Origin of the sequence: Pseudaquabacterium rugosum (assembly GCF_038066575.1) — a bacterium.
Lineage (GTDB): Bacteria > Pseudomonadota > Gammaproteobacteria > Burkholderiales > Burkholderiaceae_C > Pseudaquabacterium > Pseudaquabacterium rugosum.
In genome coordinates this window covers 1-515 of record NZ_JBBUTF010000058.1, presented here as the reverse complement: position 1 = coordinate 515, position 515 = coordinate 1, and the positions used below count along the sequence as shown (strand labels likewise).

Annotated in this window: 1 protein-coding gene; it reads right to left on the bottom strand. The window is 74.2% G+C overall.

Features of this window, described 5'->3' with window-relative positions; translation table 11 throughout:
• On the bottom strand, window positions 1-515 hold a 515-nt coding region (locus AACH11_RS24775), incomplete at both ends, for an aldehyde dehydrogenase family protein (RefSeq protein ID WP_341376968.1).

The following is a 515-nucleotide window of genomic DNA, read 5'->3' as shown; positions in this document are numbered from 1 at the left end:
GCCAGCGGGCCGATCTGGGTGGTGGCCGCGGTCGGGTCGCCGACGACCAGGGCCTGCACGCGCTCGACGAAGCGCGCGCTGAAGGCCTCGGCGATCGCGGCCGAGACGATGAAGCGCTTGGCGCAGACGCAGCTCTGGCCGGCGTTGTGGAAGCGGGCCTTGACGGCGGCGGCCACGGCCGCGTCCAGATCGGCATCCTCCAGCACGATGAAGGCGTCCGAGCCACCGAGTTCCAGCACCGTCTTCTTGGCGGCGCGCCCGGCGGCCGCGCCCACGGCCGCACCGGCGCGGTTGGAGCCGGTGAGCGTGACGGCGGCGATGCGCTCATCGGCGATCAGGCGCTCGATGGTGGCGGGCACCTCGGGCTCGGCGATGACCAGCGTGCTCAGCAGTCCGGCGGGCAGGCCGGCCTCGGTGGCCAGGCGCTGCAGGGCCAGCGCACAACCGGTGACGTTGGGCGCATGCTTGAGCAGCAGGCCGTTGCCGGCGGCCAGCGTGGGCAGCGCGCAGCGCAT